The organism is Hansschlegelia plantiphila, assembly GCF_027922265.1.
GTDB classification, from domain to species: Bacteria; Pseudomonadota; Alphaproteobacteria; order Rhizobiales; family Methylopilaceae; genus Methylopila; species Methylopila plantiphila.
Map to the genome: position 1 here is coordinate 145,416 of NZ_BSFI01000004.1, position 23,366 is coordinate 168,781.

Below are 23,366 nucleotides of genomic sequence, written 5' to 3' on the forward strand. Positions count from 1 at the left end.
AAGCGACATTGACCGACCGCGACAAGGCCTGCTTCCTTCAGCTCGCGAGATCAGCCACCACGGCGTCGAGCACCGGGAAGCCGGCCGGCGTCACGCGAAGTCGGTCGGGGCCGACCCGCTCCACCATGCCGTCCATCGTCAGGTCATCGATGCGGCGGCCGTCGAGCCTCCGGCCGGAGATCCGATGGAAGCGGGCGAGGTCGATGCCCTCCGTGAGCCTCAGGCCCATGACGAGGAACTCGTCGGCCTGGGCCTCGATGCTGAGCGCCTCGTCCACGACGAGGCCGGCGCCGTCGGCCTCGACCGCGGCGGCCCAGAGCTCGGGATTACGCTCGGTCGCGAGCTCGCGGCGGGCGCCGTTCACCACCAGCCGGCCATGGGCGCCGGGGCCGATGCCGGCATATTCGCCGTAGCGCCAGTAGACGAGATTGTGCCGGCTTTCGCAGCCCGGCCGCGCGTGGTTCGAGATCTCGTAGGCCGGCAGTCCCGCATGGCCGCAGACCTCCTGCGTCACGTCCCACAGCGCGCGGCCGGTGGTCTCGTCGGGCGTCTTCAGCTTGCCGGCCTGGTGGAGCGCGAAGAACGGCGTGCCTTCCTCGATCGTCAGCTGATAGAGCGACAGGTGCTCGGTGCCGTAGTCGAGCGCGCGGATAAGCTCGTCGCGCCACGCCTCGGGGCTCTGTCCGGGCCGGGCGTAGATCAGGTCGAACGAGGACCGCGGAAAGATCGAGGTCGCGAGCGCAAGCGCCGTGAGCGCATCGTCGACAGTGTGAAGCCTGCCGAGCGCCGCAAGGTCGGGACCGTTGAGCGCCTGGACGCCGAGCGAGACGCGGTTGACGCCGGCTGCGCGATAGCCCCGAAAGCGCTCGGCCTCGACGCTGGTGGGATTGGCTTCGAGCGTGATCTCGGCGTCGGGCGAGACGTCCCAGGCGCCGGCGATGGCGTCGAGAATTCCGGCGACCGTCTCCGGCTTCATCAGCGAGGGCGTGCCGCCGCCGAAGAACACGCTCTCCACCCGCCGCCCCGGCGCGAGCGCCGCCATGTGGCCGATCTCGCGGACATAGGCCGCAAGGAAACGCGACTGGTCGACCTCGGCGCGGCGGACATGGCTGTTGAAGTCGCAATACGGGCACTTCGCCGCGCAGAACGGCCAGTGGACATAGACGCCGAAGGCCGGCTCGCTCATCTCGGCGGCCCTCCCGGAAACAGCGCCGCCATCAGCTCGCCGAAGGCGCGCGCGCGATGCGAGAGGCCGTCGGCGCGCCCCTGCGCGTCCCAGGAGACGCCATGCTTTTCGTCAGCGGTCATCTCGCCGAAGGTGCGGTGATGACCGTCGGGCAGGAAAATCGGATCATAGCCGAAGCCGAGGCTTCCGCGGGGCGGCCACACGATGACGCCCGCCACCGAGCCTTCGATCGCGAGAGTCTCGCCCGCAGGCCAGGCGAGGCACAGCGCCGCGACGAAGGCCGCTCGGCGGTCGGCCGGGGCGACAGCGCCGCGATCCTGAAGATCTTCCTCGACCCTGCGCATGGCGGCCGGAAAATCCTTGTCGGGGCCGGCCCAGCGGGCGGAGAAGATGCCCGGCGCCCCCCAGAGGGCCTGCACCGCCAGACCGGAATCGTCGGAGAGCGCGGGAAGCCCGGACGCGGCGGCGGCCGCGTCGGCCTTGATCTGCGCATTCTCGGCGTAGGTCGTGCCGGTCTCCTCCGGCTCCGGCAGTCCGAGTTCGCCAGCCGAGACCAGCTCGAGCGGGAACGGCGCGAGCAGCTCGCGGAATTCGCGGAGCTTGCCGGCGTTGTGAGTTGCGACGACGAGCCGGGGGCCGAGCGGGGGAAAGCCGGTCATGAGCGGTTTTACGCGACCGCGAGCTTCTGCAGCTCGACCAGGCCGCCGCACCCGGTCTTGGCGAGCGCGAGCAGCTGCAGCAGCTCCTCCTCGGAGAATGGCGCGCCTTCGGCCGTGCCCTGGACTTCGACGATGCCGCCGGAGCCGGTGATGACGAAGTTCGCGTCCGTCTCGGCGGAGGAATCCTCGGCGTAGTCGAGGTCGAGCACCGGCTCGCCCTTGTAGATCCCGCAGGAGACGGCCGCGACGTGGTCCTTCAGCGCCGGCCCTTTCAGCATGTCGCGCGCCTTCATCCAGGCGAGGCAGTCGTGCAGCGCGATCCAGGCCCCGGTGATCGAAGCGGTGCGCGTGCCGCCGTCGGCCTGCAGAACGTCGCAGTCGACGGTGATCTGGCGCTCGCCGATCATTTTGAGGTCGACGACCGCGCGGAGCGAGCGGCCGATCAGGCGCTGGATTTCCTGGGTGCGGCCCGACGGCTTGCCGCTCGTCACCTCGCGCCGGGTGCGCTCGTGCGTCGCGCGCGGCAGCATGGCGTATTCCGCCGTCACCCAGCCGCGGCCCTGGCCGCGCAGCCATCCGGGCGCCTTGTCCTCGAGGCTCGCCGCGCACAGCACATGCGTCTCGCCGAACTTCACAAGGCACGAGCCTTCCGCATAGCGCGCGACGCCGCGCTCCAGCGACACGGGTCGCATGGCGTCGGGGGCGCGTTTCGACGGACGGATCGACATCAGATGCTCGCAATGGTTTTGCAGGGAACGGCGCCCCTTCTGCCCCCACGGGCCCCAAGCTGCAAGCGGTCATCAACTGTTGACGCGGTCGTCAAAGTCGCGCCGAATCCAGAGATGTCCATAGAACGCCCGATCTCCGAGCTGACCATCGGCCTCACGCAACTCGACAAGCGGTCGCGCGAGGTCTTCCGCCGCATCGTCGACAGCTACCTCACCACCGGCGAGCCGCTCGGCTCGCGCAACGTCTCCCGGCTGCTGTCCGTCGCTCTGTCGCCTGCCTCGGTGCGCAACGTGATGGCCGATCTCGAAGTGCTTGGCTTGATCTACGCGCCGCACACCAGCGCCGGCCGACTGCCGACGGAGCTCGGCCTCCGCTTCTTCGTCGACGCCATGATGGAGATCGGCGAGCTATCGTCCGACGACCGGAGCGTGATCGAGCGGCAGGTCAGCGCGTCGAACCGCTCGCGCTCGGTCGAGGAGATTCTGACCGACGCCTCCACGATGCTCTCCGGCATGTCGCGCGGCGCGGGGGTCGTGGTCGCGAGCAAGCTCGATCCCGCGATCAAGCACATCGAGTTCGTCGCGCTCGACCCCGAGCGCGCGCTGGTGGTCATCGTCGGCGAGGACGGCTCGGTGGAGAACCGCATCGTCGCGCTTCCCAAGGGCCTGCCGTCATCGGCCCTCGTCGAGGCGGGGAATTTCCTCAACGCCCAGATGCGCGGCCGGACGCTCGGGGAGGCGCGGGCGGCGATCGAGGACGCGCTGAACTCGGCGCAGAGCGAGCTGGACGAGCTTTCGACGCGCGTGGTGGAGGCGGGTCTGGCGAGCTGGGCTGGCGTGTCCGCCGGCCAGCCACGTCAGCTCATCGTCCGAGGACAGGCGAACCTGCTCGAGGACCTGAAGGCTCTCGAGGACCTCGAGCGCATCCGCCTGCTGCTGGAGGACCTCGAGGGCAAGAAGGAGGTCATAGACCTGCTTGGCCGGGCCGAGACCGGCGACGGGGTGCGCATCTTCATCGGCTCGGAAAACAAGCTGTTCTCGCTCTCCGGCTCCTCGATGGTCGCGGCCCCGTTCCGCGACGACGAGAAGAAGATCGTCGGCGTGCTGGGCGTGATCGGCCCGACGCGGCTGAACTACGCCCGTATCGTGCCGATGGTCGACTACACCGCAAAGATGGTGGGGAGCCTGCTCAAGCAGGGGTGATGCGCCTCTGATCCTGTTCCGCGCTTTCACGTGGACAGCGATAGAGGCGCCTCCACCGTCAGCCCGCGGGACGCGCCACGTCGCCTTTCTGCGCCGCAGCCTGGCCCGGCGTCACGCGCCACACCTTATTGCCGACGTCGTCGGCGACGAGCAGCGCGCCAGCCTTGTCGATCGCGACGCCGACCGGCCGCCCCTGGGCCTCGTCGTCGCCGTTCAGGAAGCCGGTCAGCACGTCTTCGGGCGGACCGGAAGGCTTGCCGTCCTTGAACGGCACGAAGATCACCTTGTAACCGCTCTGCGGCTTGCGGTTCCAGGAGCCGTGCTGGCCGACGAAAGCGCCGTTCCTGTAGCGCTCTGGGAACAGGCCGCCGGTGTTGAAGGTGAGCCCGAGCGACGCGGTGTGCGGTCCGAGCGCGTAGTCCGGCACGATCGCCTTGGCGACGAGGTCCGGCCGCTCCGGTTTCACCCGGTCATCGACATGCGCGCCATAGTAGCTGTAGGGCCAGCCGTAGAAACCGCCGTCCTTCACCGACGTCATGTAGTCGGGAACCAGATCCGGGCCGAGCTCGTCGCGCTCGTTGACCGCGACCCAGAGCGCGCCGCTGTCGGGCTGCCAGGACGGGCCGTTCGGGTTGCGCAGGCCGGAGGCGAACAGCCGCGCCTGCTTGGAGGCGATGTCGACCTCCAGGACCGCCGCGCGGTTGGTTTCCGCCTCGATGCCGTTTTCGGCGGCGTTCGAGTTGGAGCCGACGGTGGCGTAGAGCTTGGTCCCGTCCTTGCCGGCGACCAGATCCTTGGTCCAGTGGTGATTGATCGGGCCGCCCGGCAGGTCGACGAGCTTCTCGGGCTTGGCGGAAATCTCCGTGTCGCCGTCCTTGTAGGGCACGCTCACGATCGCGTCGGCGTTTGCGATGTAAAGCCGGCCGCCGGCGAGCGCCATGCCGAAGGGCGAGTTCAGATCCTTCACCAGCGTGCTGCGGACCTCCGCCTTGCCGTCGCCGTCGGCGTCGCGCAGCAGCGTGATGCGGTTCGCGCTCTGAACCTTGGCGCCGGCTCGCGCCATGAAGAAGCTCTGGAACCAGGCCTTCACCCCCTTGCCGTCCTCGGGCTTCGGCGGCTCGGCGGTCTCCGCCACCAGGACGTCGCCGTTCGGCAGCGTGTAGACCTTGCGCGGATGGTCGAGGCCGCCGGCGAACTCGCCGACCGCCATCCCGGCGCCGGCGGTCGGCGCCGCGCCTTCCTTCCAGCCGACCGCCTTCGACACCTTCACGGTGGGGAACCAGCTCTTGGAGGGCGCCGGCAGGGTCGGCTCCGGACCATAGCCCTGCGCGATCGGAACGGCTGCGTCCTGGCCGCAGCCGGCGAGCGCCGCGCCGAGGGCGCCGATGAGAACGAGACGGGGAGCGAGAGACGACATCGGTTGTCCAATCCGTCAGACGGGCGGCAGGCCGGATGAGCCTGTCTAGCCATCTACGTCCCGACGGCGGCTACGGTTCCAGCCTCCGAGACCGCGCGCGGGCGCTCCCGCGCGAACGAGAACCGCATATCGTGCGCGCGGGCCGGATTGGAAGCAGCTCCCTCGCATCCGATCACCTGACAAGGTGCGCGATTGAAGCTGGACGGATGGAACGCGGGCTTCGAAAAGGGCTGCGCCGAGCGTTGGCTCAGTTCATTTCTCGACGAAGGCCTTCTCGATCACGAAATGACCGGCCTCGCCGTGGTTGCCCTCGACATAGCCGCCGTCGACCAGCAACTGGCGGGTGTCGCGGATCATCTCGGGGCTGCCGCAAAGCATGAAGCGGTCGCGCTCGATCGACATGGGAGGCAGGCCGATATCGGCGAACAGTTTGCCGGATTTCATGAGGTCGGTGATGCGCCCGGTGTTGCGGAACGGCTCGCGCGTCACCGTCGGATAGTAGATGAGGCCGTTGCTGATCAGTTCGCCGATCAGCTCATCCTTCGGCAACGCCTCGGTGATGGTGTCGCCATAGGCGAGCTCGTTCACCTGCCGAACGCCGTGGACCAGCACGACCTTCCGGAAACGCTCGTAGGTCTCCGGGTCCTTGATGATCGACATGAAGGGCGCGAGGCCGGTGCCGGTGCCGAGCAGATAGAGGTTCTCGCCGGGCAGCAGGTTGTCCAGCACCAGCGTGCCGGTGGGCTTCTTGCCGACGATGATCGGGTCGCCGACCTTGAGATGCTGGAGCCGCGACGTGAGCGGGCCGTTCTGCACCTTGATCGAGAAGAACTCGAGCTCCTCCTCGTAGTTCGCGCTGACCACCGAGTAGGCGCGCACCAGCGGACGGCCGTCGACCTCGAGCCCGATCATCGTGAACTCGCCGTTCCGGAAACGGAAGGTCGGGTCGCGCGTGGTCTTGAAGCTGAACAGGGTGTCGGTCCAGTGATGGACCTGGGTGACGCGCTCTTCGAGGTACTTGCTCATCGTCGGCTCTTTCCAGTCGAATTGTCGGCGCTTCTACCGCTCTTGCGTCACGCGGCGCCAGGGTCGGAGGCCCCGAACACCGCCTCAAGCTTGCCGCTGCGGCCATCCCAGTCGGCGGCGTCCGGCGGCGGGTCGCCCTTCTCCGTCACGTTCGGCCAGAGCGCCGCATATTTGCTGTTGAAAGCGACCCAGCCTTCGAGGCCGGGCTCGGTGTCGGGCTTGATCGCCTCGGCGGGGCATTCCGGCTCGCAGACGCCGCAGTCGATGCATTCGTCAGGATTGATGACGAGCGTCGCCTCGCCCATGTAGAAGCAATCCACCGGACACACCTCGACGCAGTCCATATACTTGCACTTGATGCAGTTTTCGGTGACGACGTAAGTCATCTCGGGCTTCGGCTTCCTGTCAGGTCGGCTTCAGAGCGCACGGGATAGGTCGTGGCCGTCGAAATTCGCGCCGAGCCCGAGAAGCGCGTCGGCGTTGATCTCGCCGCCCATGGCCTTGAGGCTCTCTTCGCGGATCAGGGACATCAGACCTCGCCTCAGCGCCAGGAATTCCGACGACATGATCACCGCCGGCTGCCGGGGCCGTGGCAGGGGCACAGCGATTTCCGCCTTAATGGTCCCGGGACGCGCTGTCATTACATAAATTCGATCGGAAAGAAAAATCGCCTCATCGATATCGTGCGTCACGAACAGCACCGAGATCTTCAGTCGCTGCCACATATTGGTGAGGATCTGCTGCATGATAAGCCGGGTCTGCGCGTCGAGGGCGCCGAACGGTTCGTCGAGCAGCAGGATCCGCGGCCCCGTGGCGAGCGCGCGAACGATGCCGACACGCTGCTTCATGCCGCCGGAAAGCTTGTCGGGGTAGTGGTTCTCGAAGGGGAGCAGCCCTGCGAGTCCGAGCAGGGTGCGCGCCGCGCGCTTGCGCTCGCTTGCTTCCATCCCCTTCATCTTCAGGCCGAATTCGACGTTCTGGCGCACCGTCTTCCAGGGAAACAGCGAGTACTGCTGGAAGATCATGCCGCGGTCGGCGCTCGGCCCCTCGATCGGCTTGCCGTCGACGCGCACCACGCCCGAGGTCGGCTTCAGGAAGCCCGCGAGCGCGTTCAGCAGGGTCGACTTGCCGCAGCCCGACGGGCCGATGATCGAGACGAATTCGCCGGGCTCGACGGTGAGCGACACGTCGGAAACAGCGTCCATCGGTCCGTTCGCGCCGTCATAGCGCAGCGAGAAGTCCGTGATCTCGATGCGGCCCTTCGGACGGTCGGCGTAGGGGGAGGCTGCGGGGACGTCGGCGGGAAGGGGGCTGACGGCGGTCATTTCGCGCTCCACGGCATGGCGAGGCGGCCGATGAGACGGATCGCCCAGCTCGAGGCGAGGCCGAGCACGCCGATCGTGATCATGCCGAGCGCGATGTCCGGATACTGGACCAGCGAATAGGCCTCCCAGGTGAAGTATCCGATGCCGAACTGGCCCGAGATCATCTCGGCGGCGATCAGCGACACCCAGGCGACGCCCATGCCGACGGTGAGGCCCGTGAAGATCTGCGGCAGGGTCGCGGGCAGGTAGACCTCGCGGAAGGTGGCGGCCTCGCTCGCGCCGAGGCAGCGCGCGGCGCGCACCAGCACCGGGTCGACGTTCGCCATGCCGTGCAGCGTGTTGAGCAGAATCGGGAAGAACGAGCCGAGGAAGGTGATGAACACGATCGACTGCTCGTTGGTCGGCCACAGCATGATCGACATCGGAACCCAGGCGATCGCGGGGATCGGACGCATCACCTCGGCGACCGGGAACACGATCTCGCTCAGCAGCTTGAAGCGTCCCATCAGCAGGCCGAGCGGCACGGCGACGACGGCCGCCAGCGTGAAGCCGTAGAGGATGCGGCGGCAGCTCATCAGCACGTGGTCGGCGAACTGGGCGCTGGAGAGCGCGGTCTTGGCGCTCTCCAGCACGTCGTCCGGCGAAGGCACGTTCATGAAGCGGACATAAAGATCGATCCGGTTCACGGTGAGAAAGCGCCAGACCAGGACGAACAGCGCGATCGAGACGAAGCCCACCAGGACGGGCCGGAGGTTGGCGCGGCCGACCATCGCCCAGACGCCGTCGGCCGCCTTCGAAGCCGCGGGCTTCAAGGTTTCGGGCGCGGCGGCCGTTGCAGGGGGCGCCTCGGCGGAGAGCGTCGCGGTCTTCATCGGGTCAGCCTCCCGTCGCCGCCGCCAGCGCGTCCTCGAAGGGCACGACCTTGCCGCCGGCCTTGGCGGCGTAGGCCTCCGCGTCCTGCTTCAGCATGAAGGGCGCCATCTCGGTCTTGTCGGCGACGACGTAGAACGCCTTGTCGGCGAACAGCTTGATCCCGCGGGCGGTATCGAACACGTAGGCGACGTTCATCGCCGTGCCCTTCGACTGGTAATCGCGATAGGCCCCGAGCGTGCAGGAGGCGCTCGAGAACGGCAGGATGTCGCCGTCCTTGATCCAGATCTCGCCAGCCTTGCGCGGCTCGCTCACCGGCTTCTTGCAGAAGCCGTCCTCGCCCTTCACCTCGTAATTGTCGGTCGAGGCGGCCTGTTTGTCGTAGTCCATGCCGCGCTCCTTGAAGGCGGCGCGGATATATTTGTCGTTGACCCAGGGGCCGACGTCGAACGCCTTCATCTTGCCGAGCTCCTGAAGGACCTTCACGTCCTCGCGGGCGGCGTCGATCAAGGGCGTCTTGATCGTGGGATCGACCGTCATGATGCCGGACGGTCCGAGGAAGATATAGACGACCTCCTTGTCGGTGCCGGTCCACTTCGCGATCATCTCAGCCGCGCGCTTGGGGTCTTCCTTCACCCAGGCGTCGGCGTCGAGCACCGCCTGCAGGTAGGCGTCGACGATCTCGGGGTATTTTTCGGCGAAGTCGGTGCGCGCCACCACGCCGTGCCATGTCGGCAGGTTGGTCTGGACGCCGTCGAACACCTTGCGGGCGAACCCACGAAACGGCAGCAACTCGGCGAAGGGGACGAAATCGGCGTGGGCGTCGATCTTGTTCTCCTTCAGGTTCGTCGCGCCGACCTCCGGGCTCTGGCTGACGAGCGTGAAGTAGTCCTTCGGCAGCTTCGCGTCCTGCATGGCCTTCAGGACCATGCCGTGCGCCGCGGAGCCGAACGGCACGCTGACGACCTTGCCCTTGAGGTCGGCCAGCGAATAGTAGGCGGAGTCCTTGTTGACCACGACGCCGTTGCCTGAGCCGTAGAGGTTATAGGCGGCGACCGCGATCAGTTGGGTCTTGCTCTCCGGATTGTTCTGGAAGGTGTAGCCGTTGACGATCAGCGGATAGTCGCCCATCGCGCCGAACTGAAGCTTGTTCGCCATCATGCCGTTGGTGACGGGCGGGCCGGAGGTGAAGTTCTGCCACTCCAGCTTGATGTCCATGCCGGCGTACTTGCCGTCCCTGGGCATATGCTTCTCAAACAGCTTCAGCTCGCGAACGACGACTCCGGTGGTCGCGGTGTTCGTCGTGGTGTCCTGGGTGCCGACGCCGATGGTGAGCGTCTCGGCGGAAGCCGGCGCCGCCAAGGCGAGGCCGGCGGCCGCGACCAGGGCGGCGAAGGACGCCGCGGTTCGGGATGGGAAAGTGACCGACATGGCGCGCCTCGCTGGATTGCATCCCGGGGTCTGACCCGACGCCATGGATGATCCGGCCGCGACCTGGAACCGATCAAATGAAGATGCCCGTTCGTGGTCGATTAGTTGCAGAAAAAAACGCCGTGCCGAAAAAGGCGGCGGCGACCCTCGCGCCTGCTTGAGAGTTAGGCGTCGCCCTCGCTCTTGATCAGCTGGAGCGCGTCCGGGCGTAGGATGACGATCTGGGAGCGCCGCACCTGCACCACGCCCTGGGCGCTCAGCCGTTTCAGGCTGATGGTGATCCATTGCCGCGTGGCGCCGACCATGTGGGCGAGGTCGGCATGCGTGAAGGCGGCCGCGATGGCGACTCCGCCTTCGTCGTCAGGCACGCCGTAGAGGTCGGCGAGATGCAGCAACAGGTGAGCGAGGCGTTCGGTGATCGAGCGGGTGCCGAGCATCTGAGCGAGCGCCGAATAGCACTTGCCCTTGAAGGCGACGCCTTCGATGACGTTGATGGCGAGCGCCGGGATCTGGGCCACGAGCTCCTTCAGGACGCGGCCCTGCAGATGCAGCACCGAGCTGTTGCTCGCCGCCATGCCCGACCAGCAATGCGAGCCGACGCCGAACACCTCCGGGCCGCCGACGAAATTGCCGGGATACCAGTAGGCCAGCGTGATCTCCCGGCCGCTTGGGGCGGCGTAGAACACCCGGATGCGGCCGGTCTCGATCAGCCAGATGCCGTCATGCGGGGTCTCCTGCGTGAACAGCGTCGCGCCGCGGTAGAGAACCTTCCGGCGCGCGCGCTCCATGACCAAAGCGGTCTCGCGCTCGGAAAGTCCCTGGAGCATGGGACGGGGGCCCCGGCCGCGCGTCTCGCCTTCCGCCAGCAGCAGAGCCGAGGCGTGCACCGGCTCGCGGCTCTCCGGTCGGATATGAGGGGGCCACGCCGTGGGGACGCTGCTCTGCATCGGGTCTCCTGCCGTCGCTCACGTGCGTTGCAGCAAACCATAGATCTGGAGCAGTTCCAAACTTTCCGACACGCGGCCGTCCGTTGGGGAGGAGAGCGCGAGAAGGCATGCCGAAAGCGTCTTTCGGCAGCCGGTCGGCGCCGGAGGCGCACGGCCGAGTTTGGCCTCTCAGTCAGGCGTGCGACCTAAAGCAGACGTTTCAGAGCGCCTCGCGGCAGCGGCCGATGGCCCAGCGGATCAGCTTGCGGACGTCGGGATCGGGATCATCCATCGCCGGCTCGAGATAACGCAGCGCCGCGGGCGCCGCGATCTCGCCGAGCGCGCTCGCGGACTCCTTGCGGAGGTTGCTGATCTCGCTGTCGAGCGCCCGCCCCAGCGCGTCGATCGCGCTTTCGGCCTTGAGGCGCCCGAGCGCGTTCGCCGCCTTGATGCGCACCTGCCAGACCTCGTCCGTCATCGCGGCGATCAGCTGAACGGTCGCCTCCGGCAGACGGATCTTGGCGGCGGAGACGGCGGCCTCCTCGCGCACCTGCCAATGAGGGTCGGAGAGGCCGGCGACCAGCGTCGAGGCGCCGGGTCCGCCCGGCCGCACGAAGACGAGCGCCGACATCGTGGCGCGCCGGACCGACGGGTCGGAATCCGAGGCGGTCGCGATCAGGGCCGGCATGGCCTCCTCCGCCTTCAGCCATCCGATGACGCCGAGTCCCTCGCGCCGCACATCGGGCGACGGGTTGCGCAGCGCTTTGAGGGCCGCCGCCAGGGCGTCGGGCAAAGTCAGCTCGCGTAACGCGCGGAGCGCCGCCGCCTGCACGAAGGGATCGTGATGCTCCGCGCGCTCGATGAGGAGCGCGGCGCAATCCGGCTCCTTCTTGTCGGCGAGCGTCTCGGCCGCGGCGTGGCGCACCGCCTCGTCGGGGTCTTCGAGCGAACCGACGAGGCCTTCGACGACCTCGGGCCCGTCGTGCTCGTCAAGCGACTTGGCCGCGGCGGCGCGCACCTGCGGGTCCGGGTCGGCGAGGCCCTTGAGCAGCATCACCTTGGCTTCGGGGCCCACCTGTTCGGCGAGCTCCATCATCGCGACCCGGCGCACGCCTGCGTCCGCGTCGGCGGCGCGGTCCTTGAGATCCTCGAGATCGTCGTCGAAATCGTCGAACACGGGCATCGGTCTTCCTCCCTCAGCGCAGCAGATAGGGAATGTTGACCTTGACCGCGCCGGTCGGGCAGTCGGCCTCGCATGGCATGCAGTACCAGCACTCGTCGTACTTCATGTAGGCCTTCCTGCGCCCCTCATCGATCGCGAGGATGTCGAGCGGACAGACGTCGACGCAGACGGTGCAGCCCTTCTCCGCGATGCATTTCGCTTCGTCGATGACGACGGCGGCGCTTTTCGACTCGGTGATGATCGGCATGACGTCTCTCCTCACTCCGCCGCGGCGGGCGTCTTGACGCGGAGCTGGTGGTAGGCGGCCATCTCGTCCTCGGCGACGGGCACGACGTAAGGCGCAACCTCGCGCTTGCGGTGCGCCATGCGGCCGTTGTCGTCCTTGTAGAGCCCCGTGTGGCAGAACCAGTCGGGGTCGGTCTCGGGATAGTCCACGCGCAGGTGGTAGAAGCCCCAGCGGCTCTCGGTCCGATAGAGCGAGGCCGCGGCCGCCATGTCGGCGCAGTCGAGGATCGACTGCATCTCGAGCGCGCGGTGCAGCTCGTGCGGGTCGCGGGCGCAGAGATAGTGCAGGTCCTCGCGGATCTCGGCGAAGCGGCGCTGCGCGATCTCCATCTTGGCGGTGACCTTCGGCGGCTCGAGATAGTCGTTCACGAGGCGGCGCGTCTTGAACTCCATCTCGTGCGGCGTGAGCCCGTCGTCGCGCCGCGTCGGCGCGAGAACGCGAGCCTTCTCGCTCAACAGCGCGCCCTCGTCATAGGTCGGCAGGTCCGCGCCGTCACAGTAGGCGGCGGCGTCCGCGCCGGCGATCCCGCCGTTGACGAAGGCGCCGAGCATGTAGTTGTGCGGCACGCTCGCCATGTCGCCGACGGCGTAGAGGCCAGGAATCGTGGTGCGCGCGAATTCGTCGACCCGCACGCCCGAGGCCGAATGGCCCGAGCAGAACCCGATCTCCGAGATGTGCATCTCGACCGGCCGCTTGCGGTAGTCGTTGCCGCGGCGTTCGTGGAAGCGGCCGCGCGAGGGCCGTTCATTGGTGTGCAGGATCGTCTCGATCTCGGAGATCGTCTCCTCCGCGAGGTGGTCCATCTTGAGATAGACCGGGCCGTTGCCGCTCTGCAGCTCGCGCCAAAACTCCAGCATCATCTGGCCCGACCAGTAGTCGCACTCGATGAAGCGGTCGCCCTTGTTGTTCGCGGTGTAGCCGCCGAACGGGCCGGTGACGTAGGCGCAGGACGGGCCGTTGTAGTCCTTGATCAGCGGGTTGATCTGGTAGCATTCGAGGTTCGCGAGCTCCGCGCCGGCGTGGTACGCCATCGCGTAGCCGTCGCCGCAGTTCGCGGCGTTCTCGTACGTCCCGAACATGTAGCCGGAGGCGGGCAGGCCGAGGCGCCCGGCGGCGCCGCATGCGAGCACCACCGCCTTCGCCCTCACCACCAGGAACTCGGAGGTGCGGGTGTTGACGCCGACCGCGCCGGCGATGCGGCCGTCCGTGCTCTTCAGCAGGCGGGTCGCCATGTAGCGGTTGGTGACCGCGACCTGCAGGCGGCGGAGCTGCCGGTACAGCACCTTCTTGACGTTGTGGCCTTCCGGCATCGGCAGCACATAGGTCCCCATGTGGTGGACCTTGCGCATGTTGTATTCCCCGGAGCCGTCCTTCTCGAACTTCACCCCGAGCTTGTCGAGATACTGGATCATCGGGAAGGAGCCGGTGGCGTAGGCCATCACCGCCTTCTGGTCGACGATCCCGTCATTGGCGACGGTGATCTCCTTCACATACTGCTCGGGCGTGGCGTAGCCCGGCACGACGGCGTTGTTCAGCCCGTCCATGCCCATCGAGATCGCGCCCGAGCGCTTGACGTTGGCCTTCTCCATGAGGACGACGCGGAGGCCGGGATTGGCCTCCTTCGCCTTGATGGCCGCCATCGGGCCGCCGGTGCCGCCGCCGATGACGAGGATGTCGGCCTCGATGATTTCGGTCTTCGGTTCGCTGCCGCTCATGGGGCTGGTCTCTCTCGTCCTCGGAGGCGGCCTCGAGGGTCGCGCAGGTCCGTGAAAAGCGTGATCGGGGTCAGCCGCGCGGCCGGACGGCGGCCTCCGCCGCTCCCGTCGCGATGCCGCGGAGATAGGTCCAGGGGAAGATTCCCCGGTCATGGCCGTCGGAGAACCTGATGTGCGCCGCATGCGCGCCGAACGGCTCGATCGCGACGATCGCGACGTCTTCGAAGGCGTTCGGGAACTCGCCGTCGGCGCGGGCGCGTGTGCACCAGGCGCAGCGGCAGCGCAGCCGGAGCTGCTCGGCTCCGGTTTCGGCCTTAGAGCCGTCCGTCCACGACATCCGGAAGTCCCGGCCGCCGCGCGCGACGACGATTTCCTCGGGCGCGTCGTTGGCGTCGAATAGCGGGCCGTCGACAGTGCTCTGAGGCTGAAGGCCCATCGCTCGCTCCTGCGTGTTCACGGGGACGAGAGAAGCGAAATTGAGCGGTTCCAGACAGCAATTAGTTGCCGGGCGGGGACGTTTGCCGTTCAGCCGGACGCCAGCGCCTGGGCGTCGTGGAGGCGGCGATACACCCCGGCGCGCGCGACGAGATCCTGGTGGCGCCCCTGTTCGACGATGCCGCTCTCGTCCACCACCACGATGCGGTCGGCCCCGCGGATCGTGGCGAGGCGATGGGCGATCACCAGCGTCGTGCGCCCCCGCGAGAGTTCCGCGAGCGAGGCCTGGATCGCGCGTTCGGTTTCGGCGTCGAGCGCCGAGGTCGCCTCGTCGAGAATCAGGATCGGCGGGTTCTTCAGGAACATCCGCGCGATCGCGAGGCGCTGCTTCTGTCCGCCGGAAAGCTTGACGCCGCGCTCGCCCACGACGGTGTCGAGGCCGTCCGGCAGTCGGGCGACCATGTCGTCGAGCCGCGCCCGCCTTATGGCGTCGGAGATGTCGGCCTCAGCCGCATCGAGCCGCCCATAGGCGACGTTCTCGCGGATGGTGCCGGCGAACAGGAAGACGTCCTGCTGCACCACGCCGATCTGTCGGCGGAGCGACACCAGCGTCATGTCGCGGACGTCGATCCCGTCGATCGTGACGCGGCCGGAGCCGACCTCGTAGAAGCGCGGCAGCAGCGAGCAGATGGTGGTCTTGCCTGCGCCGGACGGACCGACGAAGGCGATGGTCTCGCCGGCCTTGATCGCGAGGTCGACGCCAGAGAGCACCGGCTTGTCGGGCGAATAGCCGAAGGTGACGTTCTCGTAGGCGATGTCGCCCTTGAGGCCGGAAACCTCGATCGCGCCCGGCCGGTCCACGATGTCGGGCGCGGTGTCGAGGAACTCCGTGTAGCGCCGGAATCCGGCGACGCCCTTCGGATAGGTCTCGATCACCGCGTTGATCTTCTCGACGGGCCGGAAGAACACGCCGATCAGCAGCAGGAAGCCGACGAAGCCGCCATGGCTGAGCTGGCCGGTGATCACGAAGTAGGAGCCCGCGATCAGCACCACGATCTGGATCAGCCGCATGCTGAGATAGCTCAGCGACGTGCTCGCGGCCATGATGCGGTAGGCGGTGAGCTTGGTCGCGCGGTAGCTGGCGTTGTCCTTGGCGAACAGGCGGCGCTCGTGCTCCTCGTTGGCGAATGCCTGCACCACGCGGATGCCGCCGACATTCTCCTCGATGCGGGCGTTGAAGGCGCCGACGCGGCCGTAGAGGTCGCGCCAGTTGCGCGTCATGCGCCCGCCATAGCGGCTGGTGAGCCAGGCCGTGAGCGGCACGACGGCCGCTGTGATCAGCGCGAGATGGACGTTGACCGAGAACATGAGCGCGAAGGCGCCGACCAGCGTCATCACCGCGATGAACAGGTCTTCCGGCCCGTGATGGGCGACCTCGCCGATCTCCTCGAGATCCTTGGTCAGGCGGCCGACGAGATGGCCGGTCTTCTGGTTGTCGAAATAGCCGAAGGAGAGCTTCTGCAGGTGGTCGAACGCGCGGCGGCGCATCTCGGTCTCGATGTTGATGCCGAGCATGTGACCCCAATAGGTCACGACCGCCATCAGTCCGGTGTTCGCGACGTAGACGCCGAGCAGGCCGACCGTCGCGAGCACCACCAGGCCCCATTGCTGGCTCGGCAACAGCCGATCGACGAACAGCTTCACCGCCATCGGAAAGCCGAGCTCGAACAGCCCGGACAGCACCGCGCAGGAGAAATCGAGCAGGAACAGGCCGCGATACGGCCGGTAATAGGCGAAGAAGCGCTTCAGCATGATCGGTTTCGGAGCAACTCGCAGGCTCAAATCAGCGCCGGAGCCCTGCGACTTATCCCGGCGGGGCGTCTCCGTCCACACCGCCGCGGCCGATCGCGCCGCGCCAGGCGGATGGGGTGATCCCGACGATCCGCCGGAACACCTTGGTGAAGTGGGGCTGGTCGGAGAAGCCTGTGGCGACGGAGATCTCGATGAGCGGAGCGCTCGTCCTCAGCATCGCCTGCGCCCGGCGGATACGGGCGTTGAGCTGCCAGCGGTGCGGCGGCGTGCCGGTCGCTGCCTTGAAGGCGTGGCTCACATAGGTCTCGGACAGCCCCGTGAGCGCGGCGAGATCGGCCAGCCGGATCGGCTCCAGACAGCGATCCTCGATATAGTCGACGATCTGGCGGAGCTGGCTGTCGGAGAGCGCGCTGCGGCGCGACGGCGGCTCTTCGGACGGGCGGAAGACCGCAGCGATGATCGCCGAGAACAGCCCATCGTCGTAGAGACCCGGCCTCGAACCCGGCGAAGCGCAAGCCGCTGCAAGAAGCCGCGCGAGGCGCATGACCCGCTCGTCAGCGAACAGCAGGCGCGGCTCGCGGCCCGAGCCGCCGGGAACGCCCGGCAGGCCGTCGATCCGCTCGCGGGCGAAATGCAGGTCGAGATGCCGGATGCCGGTCTCGGCGGCGAACCGCGCCGAGACCGGCGCGCCGGCCGGCACGTAGGTCACCGAGGGCCCTGCGCCCGCCACCGCCATGCCGGCGTCCGTCGCGAGCTCCAGCGACGCCGCCAGCGGCTCCAGCACGATGAACAGGCGCGGGTCGAGCGACGCATAGTCGCCGCCGCCGCCGGCCGCGCAGCGCGCGTCCCAGAGCTCCGCCAGCCCGTATTCCGACTGATGCGCACGGCGTCCGGCGACGACCGAGATGCCGTCGCGTCGCGCCTGCATCCTGGGGCGGAACCCGGTCATGGCTTTCGGACCTTTCGCGCTGCGGCGCGGCGCCGTCGTGATGCGTCCAGAGCACAGCGGCGCGGCGGAGTATAGCCACGCCAAGAATGTACAAGACGGAAGCTTGTCACAAAACTCCTAATGGCGAAATCGGGAAGATCAAGCTTTGAAGAGTCCGGATTAGATTTTAGTAGTTCTAATCTAGAATATCTCTAAGTCATGATCGCGTTTAGTTGAGAAACGGTGGCGGACGTGATTTACGTGGGGAAGTTGAAGTCGGTGCTGTTGGCGGGCGTCGCGCTCGCTCTTTTGACTCCGTCGCATCATGCGGCGGCGCAGCAAGCGGCGGACGGCGCAACGGCGCTGGAGCCCATCGCCGTGACGGGCCAAAGGCAGGAAAGCGGGACCGGTCCGGTCGACGGCTACGTCGCCAAGGTCACCACGACCGGATCGAAGACCGACACGCCGATCGCGCTGGTGCCGCAGTCGATCTCGGTGATCGGCCGTCAGCAGATGGACGACCTCGGGGCGATGAAGACCGACGAGGCCGTGCGCTATTCCGCAGGCGTGTTCGCCCAGCCCTTCGGCGAGGATAGCGACACCAATTGGTTCTACATCCGCGGCTTCGACGCGACGCAGACTGGCGTCTACCGCGACGGCATGCAGCTCTACAGCTACGCGTTCGGCAACTTCTTCCAGGACCCGTACCTGCTGGAGCGCGTCGAAGTCCTACGCGGCGCCTCGTCCGCGCTCTACGGCGGCGGCAATATCGGCGGCATCATCAACTATGTCTCTAAGCGTCCCTTGGACGCCAATTTCGGTCAGGTCGAAGTTGGAATTGACAATTATCCCACCGCCTTCGCGGCTTTCGACATCAACAGGGTCATTCCGAACGACCTCGTCACCAAGGGCGATCCGCTGCCGCCGGTCTGGAAGTACCGCGTCACCGGCAAGATCGAGGGCGGCGACGGCAACAGCGACCGGGAGGACGGCTTCCGCGGCGTCATCCAGGGCGCGGCGACCTATTCGCCCGACGCCGGCACAGACCTGACCGTCTACGCCAATTATCAGCACGTCGACCAGAAGCACGGTGGCGGCGACTTCCTGCCATATTACGGAACGGTGAAGTCAACGATCTTCGGCCGTATCCCGCGCGACGAAAACTATTCCGAGCCTGACATCGATCGGTATGACCGCCGGCAGGCCATGGTGGGTTATGAGCTCAATCACGACTTCAATGACGTCTGGACCGTCAATTCGAAGGCCCGCTTCGCCTATGCCGATCTCAAGGAGGCGCAGCTCTATCCGTTCGGATGGAACGCCTTCCTGACGGCGCCCGGCGCCGACGACGCGCTGTCGCGCATCCGCTTCGATCACCACACCGAGAGCTACAGCTTCACCACCGACAACAGCGTGACGGGTAAGTTCTCGACCGGCGGCGTCGAGCACACGGTCCTCTTCGGCGTCGACTACAAGTTCTATGGCATTGACGAGGTTCAAGCCTCGAGCGTGGGCACGCCTATCGACGTCCACCACCCCGACTACGGCGCGGCTCAGCCCGGCACGACGCCGTACATCGACGAGTGGGTGAAGTTGAATCAGGTTGGCGTCTACGCTCAGGAGCAGGCCCGCTTCGGCGGCGGCTTCATCGCGACCCTGAACGGCCGTTATGACCGCTACTGGCTCGACGGCGACGTCAAGAACACCGGCTTCGATCGCGGACCGGACTACAGCCGCGAGGGCGGCCGCTTCAGCGGGCGCGCCGGCCTCGGTTACGAGTTCGCCAACGGCGTCGTCCCCTATGTCAGCGTCGCTTCGACCTTCAATCCGCTCGTCGGCGCGAACCTCATCCAGCGCGACACCAACGGAGACGGCTTCGCGGACGGAACATTCGGCCGTACGGCGTTCAAGCCCGAGACCGGCGTCCAGTATGAAGCCGGCGTGAAGTGGTCCCCGACTTGGTTCCCGGGCCTTTTCACGGCTTCGATCTTCGAACTCACCAAGAAGAACGTGGTGACGGGCACCACCTCGCCGACCACGATCCAGAGCCAACTCGGAGAAGTGCGCTCGCGCGGCGTCGAGTTCGAGGTGCAGGCGAACCTTACCGAGAACTGGAAGTTCCTCGGCTCGTTCACGGCCTACGACCTGAAGATTCGCAAGGACGCCGTAGCCGCGCTCGTCGGCGATCAACCATTCCTCGTTCCGGAAGTGCTCGGTTCGGCGTTCCTCGACTACACCGTCACGACGGGAGCGCTGAAGGGCGTCAGCCTTGGCGGCGGCGTGCGCTATCTCGGCAAATCCTGGGCCGACCAGCCCAATACTCTGCGCGTTCCCTACGCGACTCTCTTCGACGCCGCAGCGCGTTATCAGTGGGAAAACTACAAGATCAGCCTGAACGTGACGAACCTAGCCGACAAGCGCTACGTCTCAGGCTGTCAGGGCCTCTATACCTGCTCCTATGGCGAGGGCCGCAAGGCGCTGGTGAAGGCGAGCTATACGTGGTGACAGGCCTGCGGGCGCAACAGCGCCCGCGCGTTCCGATCTCCCGCCGCGGCGTCCTTCTGGGCGCTGCGGCTTTGTCGTCTGCTGGCCCGGCAGGCGCTGAGGTCGCCGCTCCCCGCGTCGCCGCCGTCGACTGGGCGATGCTGGAGACCGCGCTTGCGCTCGGCGTCACGCCGGTCGCCGGCGCGGAGCTCCGGTTGTTCGCGAAGGCCGCGGTCGAGCCGGCGATCCCGGCCGGCGTCGCCGACATCGGCCTGCGGGGGGGGCTCAGCTACGAGGCGCTCTACGCCGCGAAGCCCGATTTGATCCTGTCTTCGCCATGGTACGCCGCGCGCGAGGCGATCCTTGCGCGCATCGCTCCAGTGGCGAGCTACTCGATCTACGAGCCGGGGCGCCCGCCTTACGTCCCGGCAGAGGCCGCGACCCGCGCGCTCGGCGAGCGCCTGGGGCGGCGGGCGGAGGCCGACGCGCTGATCGCGGCCGCGGCTTCGGAATTCGAGGCGGGGAGGGCGCGGCTCGCCCGTTTCGCGACGCGGCCGCTGCTGATCATCAACCTCGGCGACCCCCGCCATTTCCGCGCCTTCGGCGACGAGAGCATGTTCGTCGACGCGGCGAAGCGGCTGGGGCTGTCCTCGGCCTGGGTCGCGCGGACCGCCTTCGGGGCGTTCCCGACGGTCGGCGTCGAGGCGCTCGCGGGGATGCCCGACGCGTTCGTGGTGAACGTCGGTCCGAGCCCGCGGGACGCGCTCGACGCTCTGGGGTCCAGCCCGCTCTGGCGCGCCATGCCGCAGATCGCGAATGGCCGGATCGTCGCGCTCGACCCCGTCAACGCCTATGGCGGGATTCCCGCCGCGCGGCGCTTCGCGCGCCTGCTCGTCGAAGCCCTCTCGGCGCATGCCGAAGGCTGACGGCGCGCGCTCCGGCGTCCTGCCGTGGGTGGTCTGGACGGCGCTCGGCGCGCTCGCGGCGGCCCTTGCGATCGGCTTGGTTTCCGCCCGCCTCGGCGCCGGCTTCGAGCCGGCGAGCGCGCTGGACCGCGCGCTGCTGCTTTATGGCGTCGGCCCTCGGATCGCGACCGCGATCCTCGCCGGCGCGGCGCTCGGCCTGGCGGGAGCGCTCATGCAGGCGGCTCTCGACAACCCGCTGGCGGAGCCTGCGACGCTCGGCGTCTCGGCCGGCGCGCAGCTCGGCCTCGGCCTGCTCGCGATCGCCGCGCCCGATATCGGAGGTTTTGCGCGCGAAGGCGCCGCCTTCCTCGGCGGGACGGCTGCGGTCGCGCTGGTGATCGCGCTGTCGTGGCGGCGCGGGCTCGATCCGGTGACAGTCGTGCTCTGTGGCATGATCGTCGCGACGATCGCGAGCGGCCTCAGCGCGGCGCTCATCCTCGCAAATGGCGACTACCTGTTCGCGTTGCTGATCTGGGGCGGGGGCTCACTCGTCCAGCAGGGATGGGGGCCGGCGTGGGCGATCGGCGCGGCGCTCATTGCGGGGAGCATCGGCGCGGCCCTGCTGGCGCGTGCGCTCGGCGTGCTCTCCGCGGGCGAACCGGGAGCGCGGTCGCTCGGCGCGCCGGTTGCGGCGATCCGGACCGCGGCGCTCGGCGTCGGCGTGCTGCTCGCGACGACCGTCGCGGCGGAGGTGGGGCTGATCGCCTTCGTTGGCCTCGCGGCGCCGACGCTCGCAAGGCTCAGCGGCGCGCGCTCGACGCGCCACGTGCTGCTGGCCGCGCCTGCGACCGGGGCGATCCTGCTGTGGCTCACGGACGGCGCGGTTCAGCAGTTCGGGACCGGCGACGCGCTGCCGACCGGCGCCGCCACCGCCTTCCTCGGCGCGCCGCTGCTGCTCTGGATGCTGCCGCGGCTCCGGATGGCCGACCGGCCCGGCGCCAGCGTCCGACCTGGCCCAAGATCGTCGGCGCGGTTGGTCGCGTTGTGCGCGGCTCTCGCTTTGCTTGTCTTCGCGGCGGCGCTTGCGCTTGGGCGCGGGCCGGACGGCTGGTCGATCGCGACCGGCGGAGACTTCCTCGCGCTGCTCCCCTTCCGCCTGCCGCGGGCTGTGGCCGCCGCGGCGGCCGGCGCGATGCTGGCGGCGGCCGGCGTCGTCCTGCAGCGGCTCACCGCCAACCCGCTCGCGAGCCCCGAAGTGCTCGGCGTCGGCGCAGGCGCGGGCGTCGGGCTCGCGGTCGTTCTGGTCACGGCGGGAGCGGCCTCCGCCACGCTCGAACTGGCCGGCGCCGCCTGCGGCGCGATGGCGGCGCTGCTGCTGATGCTGGCGCTTGCGACCCGGAGCCGGCTCGGCCCAGAACGTCTGCTGCTCGCCGGCGCCGCGATCTCGGCGCTTTGTCTCGCGGCCGTGAACGCCGTCATCGCCGGCGGCTCGGCCGGCGCCTTCGCGCTGCTCGGCTGGATCAGCGGCTCGACCAGCGCCGTCGGTCCTTCGGAGGCGATCGCAGGCTGCCTGGCCGCCGTCGTGCTGATCGCGGCGCTGGCTCCGCTCCGCCGCTGGCTCGACGTGCTGCCGCTGGGCGAGGCCGTCGCGCGCGGCGTGGGGCTGGAGCTGACGGCGGCCCGCGCGGCCCTCACGGTCATCGCGGCGCTGCTCACGGCCGTCGCCTCGCTGATCGCCGGGCCGCTCAGCTTCGTCGGCCTCGTCGCGCCGCATATGGCCTACGCCGCAGGTCTCACCCGTCCGGCGCTGCATCTTGCGGGCGCAGTCGCCCTCGGCGCGGGGCTGATGGTGGCGGCCGACCTGCTCGGCCGGACGGTGATCTATCCCTACCAATTGCCGCTCGGCCTGTTCGCCTCGCTGATCGGCGGCGGCTATCTCGTGCTCGCGCTCCGCGCCCGCTAACCGCCGATCAGGTCGAGGAAGGCGGCCGCCGCCTGCGTGACGTGGCGTTCCCGGTGGCGAAGGGCGTAGAAGCGCCGGTTTGGCACGGCGAAACCCGCAAGCGCCAGCGCGCCGGTGGCGAGCGCCGAAGCCGCGACCAGTTTCGACATCACCGTCGCCCCGGCGCCAGCCTCGACCGCCGCCCGCACCGCCTCGTTGGACGACAGCGTCATCGCGATTTCGAGGTCGTCGAATGAGCGACCCGCGCGCGCGATCACAGCTTCCAGGATCGCCCGCGTGCCCGAACCGTATTCGCGCAGCACCCATGGCGTCGCGGCGAGGTCCCCGGACGACACCTCCCGCCCGTCGGCCCACGGATGGTCCCGGCCCACGACGAGCACCAGCTCGTCTTCGGCCACCGGCGTCACGACGAGCTGGGCGTCGTCGACCTCGCCCTCGACCACGCCGATATCCGCCGCCCCCTCGTGGACCGCAGCCGCGACTATCTCGGTGTTCGCAATGTCGAGCGCGACGGTCACGCCCGGGTAGCGCTTGATGTACCGGTGCATCAGCGGCGGCAGCCAGTAGCTCGCGACCGTCTGGCTGGCGGAGAGCGAGAGCCGCCCCTTCCGGAGGCCTGCGAGATCGGCGAGCACCGTCTCGGCGGCGCTGGCGCGTGCGAGCACCGCGCGCGCCTCGACCAGGAACAGCCGGCCTGCGTCGGTCAGCACGATGCGACGGCCGATGCGATCGAACAGTTTTGTCGCGTAGCGCGCCTCGAGGGCGGAGACCGCGGCGCTGGTCGCGGACTGCGTGAGGTTCAGGTCGACGGACGCGCGCGTCACATGTTCGCGCTCGGCGACGGCCACGAAGATGCGGAGCTGCTCGAGCGTCATGCTCTTTGT

At 68.2% G+C, this 23,366-nt stretch carries 21 protein-coding genes; 4 read left to right on the top strand and 17 right to left on the bottom strand.

What is annotated here, in order from left to right; all coding sequences use genetic code 11:
* Nucleotides 1-37 precede the first annotated feature (37 nt).
* The 3 genes from hemW to rph are packed head-to-tail and all read right to left on the bottom strand — an operon-like array spanning nt 38 to nt 2,567.
* A complete protein-coding gene (gene hemW, locus PKE75_RS04100) occupies nt 38-1,186 on the bottom strand; it encodes a radical SAM family heme chaperone HemW (RefSeq protein ID WP_271167427.1) in 1,149 nt (382 codons plus the stop codon).
* Nucleotides 1,183-1,845, bottom strand: a complete 663-nt coding sequence (gene rdgB / locus PKE75_RS04105; RefSeq protein ID WP_271167428.1) for an RdgB/HAM1 family non-canonical purine NTP pyrophosphatase — start codon at nt 1,843-1,845, stop codon at nt 1,183-1,185. The genes hemW and rdgB overlap by 4 nt, the downstream gene beginning before the upstream one ends.
* Before the next feature lie 8 nt (nt 1,846-1,853).
* Complete coding sequence (gene rph / locus PKE75_RS04110) at nt 1,854-2,567, bottom strand: ribonuclease PH (RefSeq protein WP_271167649.1); 714 nt, start codon at nt 2,565-2,567, stop codon at nt 1,854-1,856.
* A 120-nt stretch (nt 2,568-2,687) separates the two neighbouring features.
* Between rph and hrcA the strand changes: the two genes are divergently transcribed.
* Nucleotides 2,688-3,776 (top strand): heat-inducible transcriptional repressor HrcA, encoded by a 1,089-nt coding sequence (hrcA, locus tag PKE75_RS04115; RefSeq protein WP_271167429.1) that lies wholly within the window; start codon nt 2,688-2,690, stop codon nt 3,774-3,776.
* A gap of 58 nt (nt 3,777-3,834) precedes the next feature.
* Here the strand turns inward: hrcA and PKE75_RS04120 are convergent, their stop codons facing one another.
* The 13 genes from PKE75_RS04120 to PKE75_RS04180 all read right to left on the bottom strand — a co-directional run bounded on the left by PKE75_RS04120 (nt 3,835) and on the right by PKE75_RS04180 (nt 17,151).
* Nucleotides 3,835-5,193, bottom strand: a complete 1,359-nt coding sequence (locus tag PKE75_RS04120; protein ID WP_271167430.1) for a PQQ-dependent sugar dehydrogenase — start codon at nt 5,191-5,193, stop codon at nt 3,835-3,837.
* Between the two features lie 252 nt (nt 5,194-5,445).
* The gene (locus tag PKE75_RS04125; RefSeq protein WP_271167431.1) at nt 5,446-6,219 is read right to left on the bottom strand and encodes a ferredoxin--NADP reductase; all 774 of its coding nucleotides are present in this window, start codon (nt 6,217-6,219) and stop codon (nt 5,446-5,448) included.
* Between the two features lie 47 nt (nt 6,220-6,266).
* On the bottom strand, nt 6,267-6,605 hold the full coding sequence (gene fdxA / locus PKE75_RS04130) for a ferredoxin FdxA (protein WP_271167432.1): 339 nt from the start codon (nt 6,603-6,605) through the stop codon (nt 6,267-6,269).
* Nucleotides 6,606-6,635: 30 nt separating this feature from the next.
* Nucleotides 6,636-7,544, bottom strand: coding sequence for an ABC transporter ATP-binding protein (locus PKE75_RS04135; protein WP_271167433.1), 909 nt, complete (start codon nt 7,542-7,544; stop codon nt 6,636-6,638).
* On the bottom strand, nt 7,541-8,416 hold the full coding sequence (locus PKE75_RS04140) for an ABC transporter permease (protein ID WP_271167434.1): 876 nt from the start codon (nt 8,414-8,416) through the stop codon (nt 7,541-7,543). Before PKE75_RS04140 ends, PKE75_RS04135 begins: the two co-directional genes overlap by 4 nt.
* Before the next feature lie 4 nt (nt 8,417-8,420).
* Complete coding sequence (locus PKE75_RS04145; protein ID WP_271167435.1) at nt 8,421-9,845, bottom strand: ABC transporter substrate-binding protein; 1,425 nt, start codon at nt 9,843-9,845, stop codon at nt 8,421-8,423.
* 164 nt (nt 9,846-10,009) lie between these two features.
* A complete protein-coding gene (locus PKE75_RS04150; RefSeq protein WP_271167436.1) occupies nt 10,010-10,792 on the bottom strand; it encodes a Crp/Fnr family transcriptional regulator in 783 nt (260 codons plus the stop codon).
* 199 nt (nt 10,793-10,991) lie between these two features.
* Nucleotides 10,992-11,954 (bottom strand): HEAT repeat domain-containing protein, encoded by a 963-nt coding sequence (locus PKE75_RS04155; RefSeq protein ID WP_271167437.1) that lies wholly within the window; start codon nt 11,952-11,954, stop codon nt 10,992-10,994.
* Between the two features lie 13 nt (nt 11,955-11,967).
* Nucleotides 11,968-12,201, bottom strand: a complete 234-nt coding sequence (locus tag PKE75_RS04160; protein ID WP_271167438.1) for a 4Fe-4S dicluster domain-containing protein — start codon at nt 12,199-12,201, stop codon at nt 11,968-11,970.
* 11 nt (nt 12,202-12,212) lie between these two features.
* Entirely contained in the window at nt 12,213-13,955 is a 1,743-nt protein-coding gene (locus tag PKE75_RS04165; protein WP_271167439.1) for a fumarate reductase/succinate dehydrogenase flavoprotein subunit, read from the bottom strand.
* A 70-nt stretch (nt 13,956-14,025) separates the two neighbouring features.
* Entirely contained in the window at nt 14,026-14,391 is a 366-nt protein-coding gene (locus tag PKE75_RS04170; protein WP_271167440.1) for a DUF971 domain-containing protein, read from the bottom strand.
* 89 nt (nt 14,392-14,480) lie between these two features.
* Nucleotides 14,481-16,202 carry an ABC transporter ATP-binding protein gene (locus PKE75_RS04175; RefSeq protein WP_271167441.1) on the bottom strand — a complete coding sequence of 574 codons (1,722 nt, stop codon included), beginning with the start codon at nt 16,200-16,202 and terminating at the stop codon, nt 14,481-14,483.
* A 52-nt stretch (nt 16,203-16,254) separates the two neighbouring features.
* Nucleotides 16,255-17,151, bottom strand: a complete 897-nt coding sequence (locus PKE75_RS04180; protein WP_271167442.1) for a helix-turn-helix transcriptional regulator — start codon at nt 17,149-17,151, stop codon at nt 16,255-16,257.
* Between the two features lie 222 nt (nt 17,152-17,373).
* On the opposite strand from PKE75_RS04180, the gene PKE75_RS04185 reads away from it, so the two are divergent.
* The 3 genes from PKE75_RS04185 to fhuB all read left to right on the top strand — a co-directional run bounded on the left by PKE75_RS04185 (nt 17,374) and on the right by fhuB (nt 22,482).
* On the top strand, nt 17,374-19,635 hold the full coding sequence (locus PKE75_RS04185) for a TonB-dependent siderophore receptor (protein ID WP_271167443.1): 2,262 nt from the start codon (nt 17,374-17,376) through the stop codon (nt 19,633-19,635).
* A gap of 71 nt (nt 19,636-19,706) precedes the next feature.
* On the top strand, nt 19,707-20,540 hold the full coding sequence (locus PKE75_RS04190) for an ABC transporter substrate-binding protein (protein WP_271167444.1): 834 nt from the start codon (nt 19,707-19,709) through the stop codon (nt 20,538-20,540).
* Nucleotides 20,527-22,482, top strand: coding sequence for a Fe(3+)-hydroxamate ABC transporter permease FhuB (gene fhuB / locus PKE75_RS04195; RefSeq protein WP_271167445.1), 1,956 nt, complete (start codon nt 20,527-20,529; stop codon nt 22,480-22,482). The genes PKE75_RS04190 and fhuB overlap by 14 nt, the downstream gene beginning before the upstream one ends.
* Here the strand turns inward: fhuB and PKE75_RS04200 are convergent.
* On the bottom strand, nt 22,479-23,357 hold the full coding sequence (locus PKE75_RS04200) for a LysR family transcriptional regulator (RefSeq protein WP_271167446.1): 879 nt from the start codon (nt 23,355-23,357) through the stop codon (nt 22,479-22,481). The genes fhuB and PKE75_RS04200 overlap by 4 nt on opposite strands.
* Between the last annotated feature and the right edge of the window lie 9 nt (nt 23,358-23,366).